We start from the raw sequence: 5,025 nt of genomic DNA, 5'->3' as shown, positions 1-5,025 counted from the left end.
GAGTCGTCACAAACCTCGATGATCACCGGTGGCCTCTTGCGTGCCTGGACCGGCTCCACCTCAACGTCGCATCTCAACCATGACCCATCAGATCAAAATGATCACTAAAGTCCGGCTGAAGTACTAGTCCACCACTCTGCACCTAAAATTGATCGATGCCCGTTTACGTGGGCCGACATCTGGAGCTCGTGTGACTGAGGCTGAGACGTTTGACCGAGCACTCGACGACGCCGCTCTTCGTCGTCTGCTCGCCGGCCTGTCGGCGGTGCGTGGCGGTGACTTCGGCACCAGGCTCCCGCAGAGCGGCGACGCGCTGCTGGACGAGATCGCCACCGTGTTCAACGGGATGGCAGACCAGCTGGCGCTGTTCACCTCCGAGGTCACCCGGGTCGCCCGGGAGGTCGGCACGGAGGGCAAACTCGGTGGCCAGGCCGTGGTGCCCGGCCTGTCGGGCACCTGGAAGGACCTCACCGACTCGGTCAACGCGATGGCGGGCAATCTCACCGGACAGGTCCGCGACATCGCGCAGGTCGCCACGGCGGTGGCCCGCGGTGACCTGACCCAGAAGATCACCGTGCCGGCCCAGGGCGAGATTCTCGAGCTCAAGAGCACGATCAACACGATGGTCGGGCAGCTGTCGTCGTTCGCCGACGAGGTGACCCGGGTGGCACGCGAGGTCGGTACCGAGGGCCGGCTCGGTGGTCAGGCCGACATCAAGGGTGTCGCGGGTACGTGGAAGGACCTCACCGAGTCGGTGAACGTCATGGCCGCCAACCTGACCGACCAGGTGCGCTCGATCGCGCAGGTGACGACGGCGGTGGCCAAGGGTGACCTGTCGCAGAAGATCCGGGTCGACGCCCGCGGCGAGATCCTGGAGCTCAAAGAGACGATCAACACGATGGTCGACCAGCTGTCGGCGTTCGCCGACGAGGTGACCCGGGTGGCACGCGAGGTCGGTACCCAGGGCAACCTCGGCGGTCAGGCCAACGTGCGGGGGGTGTCGGGTACCTGGAAGGACCTGACGGACAACGTCAACGTGATGGCGTCCAACCTGACGGCCCAGGTCCGCTCGATTGCTCAGGTGGCCACGGCGGTCGCTCGGGGTGACCTGTCGCAGAAGATCACGGTCGAGGCGAAGGGCGAGGTCGCGGCTCTCGCACAGACCATCAACACGATGGTGGACCAGTTGTCGTCGTTCGCTGCCGAGGTGACCCGGGTGGCGCGTGAGGTCGGCACCGAGGGGATGCTCGGCGGCCAGGCCGACGTGATGGGCGTGTCGGGCACCTGGAAGGACCTCACCGACAACGTCAACTCGATGGCGAACAACCTGACCAGCCAGGTCCGCAACATCGCCCAGGTGACCACGGCCGTCGCGCAGGGCGACCTGTCGAAGAAGATCGACGTGGACGCCCGGGGCGAGATCCTCGAGCTCAAGACGACGATCAACACAATGGTGGACCAGCTCTCGTCGTTCGCCGCCGAGGTCACCCGAGTCGCTCGGGAGGTCGGCACCGACGGCGCCCTGGGTGGTCAGGCCGAGGTCGAGGGCGTGTCCGGGACGTGGAAACGGCTGACCGAGAACGTCAACGAGCTCGCCGGCAACCTGACCCGCCAGGTGCGCGCGATCGCCGAGGTCACCAGCGCGGTGGCCACCGGCGACCTGACCCGATCCATCACGGTCGAGGCGAAGGGTGAGGTCGCCGAGCTCAAGGACAACATCAACGCGATGGTGAAGTCGCTGCGCGAGACCACCCGGGCCAACCAGGAACAGGACTGGCTCAAGACCAACCTGGCCCGGGTCTCCGGCCTGATGCAGGGACACCGTGACCTCGCCACCGTCGCCGAGTTGGTGATGGACGAGCTCACGCCGTTGGTCGACGCCCAGCACGGCACGTTCTTCCTCACCGACGTCGCCGACGGCGACGCGGTGCTGCGGCTCATCGCCAGCTACGGCTACGCCGGGAACGCGGCCGTGCCGGTGATCTTCAAGGTCGGCGAGTCGCTGGTGGGTCAGGCGGCGAGGACGAAGAAGCCGATCCTGGTCGCCGAGACGCCGGCCGACTACGTCCGGATCTCCTCGAGCCTGGGCCAGGCCAGACCGGTCAACCTGATCGTGTTTCCGATCCTGTTCGAGGACCGGGTGCTCGGCGTCATCGAACTCGCCTCGTTCACGCCGTTCACCGAGGTGCACCGGGATTTCCTGAACCAGCTGATGGAAACCATCGGCGTCATCGTCAACACGATCATCGCCAACTCGCGGACCGACGCGCTGCTCGTCGAGTCGCAGCGACTGGCCGGCGAGCTGCAGGCCCGGTCCGGCGAGCTGCAGGTCCGGCAGGAGGAGCTGCAACGGTCCAACGCCGACCTCGAGGAGAAGGCGGCACTGCTGGAACGTCAGAACCGGGACATCGAGATCAAGAACATCGAGATCGAGCAGGCCCGGCAGGAGATCGAGGAGCGGGCCCAGCAGCTCGCGCTGGCCTCCAAGTACAAATCCGAGTTCCTGGCCAACATGTCCCACGAACTGCGGACGCCGCTGAACAGCCTGCTGGTGCTGGCGCGGCTGCTGGCGCAGAACCCGACCCGCAACCTCACACCCAAGCAGGTCGAGTTCGCCAACGTCATCCATTCGGCCGGCTCGGACCTGCTGCAGCTCATCAACGACATTCTGGATCTGTCCAAGGTCGAGGCCGGCAAGATGGACGTCCACCGGGAGTGGGCCGATCTCGGCAAGCTGGTCGACGATCTGCAGGCGACGTTCCAGCCGCTGACTGCCGAGAAGGGTCTCGACTTCACCGTCGAGGTCGCACCGGACGTGCCGACCCGGCTGTTCACCGACGAGCAGCGGCTCGAGCAGGTGTTGCGCAACCTCCTCTCGAACGCCGTCAAGTTCACCGAGGACGGCCAGGTGGCGCTGCGCATCCACACCCGTCACGCGCTCGAACCCGACGGCCGCGCCACCTCGACGATCGCGTTCGCCGTCGTCGACACCGGCGTGGGCATCTCCGAGGAGAATCTCAAGCGGATCTTCGGCGCCTTCCAGCAGGGCGACGGCACCACCAGCCGCAAGTACGGCGGCACCGGGCTCGGCCTGTCCATCTCCCGTGAGGTCGCGGCGCTGCTCGACGGCGACATCCGCGTGGAAAGCGAGTTCGGACGCGGCAGCACCTTCACCCTCCACCTTCCACACCTTCCACTGGACGACCTGCCACTGCCTGGAACTGCTTCGTCCGAGTCGGTACCGTCCCTGCCGGCGCGGTCCGGGGTGACGCAGTACGGGGCCGTCGCCCAGAACCTGGTGGCCGATCCCGCGGCCCAGCCGGCTCACCCGGCTCAGGCCGACCAGCCGGACGAGCCGGCGCTGCCGTCGTTCGGCGAGGCACCGCGGGACCGTCGCCTGCTGGTCCTCGAACCCGAGTCCAACGGACTGCTCGGTCTGATCGCGCAGCGGGCATCGGCGGACCTCGCCGACACCCACGGCCCTGTCCAGCTCGTCACGGTCACCACGCCGGACGACGCCGTCCGGGCCTTGGCGGCGACGCCGCACCGCTGTGTGGTGCTCGACCTGACGCTGCCTGACGCCTCGGCGTTCGCATTCCTGCAGCGGCTTCAGGAGGACGCGGACCTGCGGGATGTCCCCGTCCTCGCCCACCCCACCCAGAAGATGCACGACGCGCACGAACGCCTGGCGCAGGCTCGGTACCGGACCCTCCGGCTGGAGCTGCTTCCATCGCTGGACGAGGTGCGGGAACGCATCACCCTGCACCTGTCCGCCGACCGGCCTGATGACCTGCCGCCGCTGCTCGCCAACGACTCGGCGGCCGTCGAGCGCACCGGCGTGACCGAGCCGCCCACCCGTCCCCAGCTGCGCGAGCGGAAGATCCTCGTCGTCGACGACGACGTCCGGAACGTGTTCGCGATCTCGAGCATGCTTGAGGTCTACGGGCTCACCGTGCTGCACGCCTCGAACGGCCGGGAAGGCATCGAGATGCTGCTCGGCAACACCGATGTCGACCTGATCCTGATGGACGTGATGATGCCCGAGATGGACGGCTACGCGACCATGAGCGCCATCCGGGAGATGCCGCGCTTCGCGGACCTGCCGATCATCGCCGTCACCGCGAAGGCGATGCAGAGCGACCGGGAGAAATGTCTCGCCGCGGGTGCGACCGACTTCGTCGCCAAGCCGGTGGACACCGAGATGCTGCTGGCCCGGATCGAGCAGCGGATGCCCGGTCGGTAGCCGTCGAAACCGGAGCGTCGAAGCACGCCGCCTGCGGGTGTCTCGCCGTGGCTGCTGGTCATGCTCGCGTCGATCGCGGACCCGCTCGGTGTGCTTGACCGCACTGAGCGGTCCGGCAGCACACCTGGGACCAGCGCACCGAGATGGCCCCCCACGTCACGATCAGACGCTCGCTCGGCGCGCAGGGCTACTTCTGCGACCCTCGCTCGCCCTGGCGACGCGGCCCGAACGAGAACACTGTGAGTGTCGAACGGCCCACTACGCGGCTACTTCCCGCCCACCTCACCAAAGCCAGTCGCCGACGTCGACCATCGTGGGTGCCACTACGGCGAGAGTGCCCCGTGGACCGTCCGCCGCCGCAACGGACGGTCGCCCGCCGCGGTGCCGCTCATCGGTCCAGGTCAGACACGCGCTCTGGCTCCGCTACCGCGTCCATGTTCCGCCGGGGCAATCACTGCAGCAACGGTTGTAGCAACGACCCGAAATATCGCGGCGGACAGTCAGGTTTTAGCATTTACGCAGGTCAGCGGGGTTACGCGGTAGGCGTCTACCATTCCGCATTGCTAATGGGGTCGCACCGATCCTGACCTGATGGGGTGGGTGTCCGGGCCGCCGGTGGTCGAGCACTCGTTGTTGCCGGCCCGCACGTTCGAGGTCTAGTACTTCAGCCGGACTTTAGTGATCATTTTGATCTGATGGGTCATGGTTGAGATGCGACGTTGAGGTGGAGCCGGTCCAGGCACGCAAGAGGCCACCGGTGATCATCGAGGTTTGTGACGACT

The 5,025-nt window shown here is 67.0% G+C and carries 1 protein-coding gene and 1 pseudogene; both read left to right on the top strand.

Features of this window, described 5'->3' with window-relative positions; genetic code table 11:
- Nucleotides 1-190 precede the first annotated feature (190 nt).
- The gene (locus AB1460_RS35610; protein ID WP_368966829.1) at nucleotides 191-4,243 is read left to right on the top strand and encodes a HAMP domain-containing protein; all 4,053 of its coding nucleotides are present in this window, start codon (nucleotides 191-193) and stop codon (nucleotides 4,241-4,243) included.
- A 113-nt stretch (nucleotides 4,244-4,356) separates the two neighbouring features.
- Nucleotides 4,357-4,482, top strand: a pseudogene (locus tag AB1460_RS35605) (IS30 family transposase); the annotation flags it as partial.
- Nucleotides 4,483-5,025 lie beyond the last annotated feature (543 nt).

This window comes from Parafrankia sp. FMc2 (assembly GCF_041008525.1).
Classification (GTDB): domain Bacteria; phylum Actinomycetota; class Actinomycetes; order Frankiales; family Frankiaceae; genus Parafrankia.
Note: the sequence above shows the minus strand (reverse complement) of the source record. Positions and strands in the feature narration are given on the sequence as shown.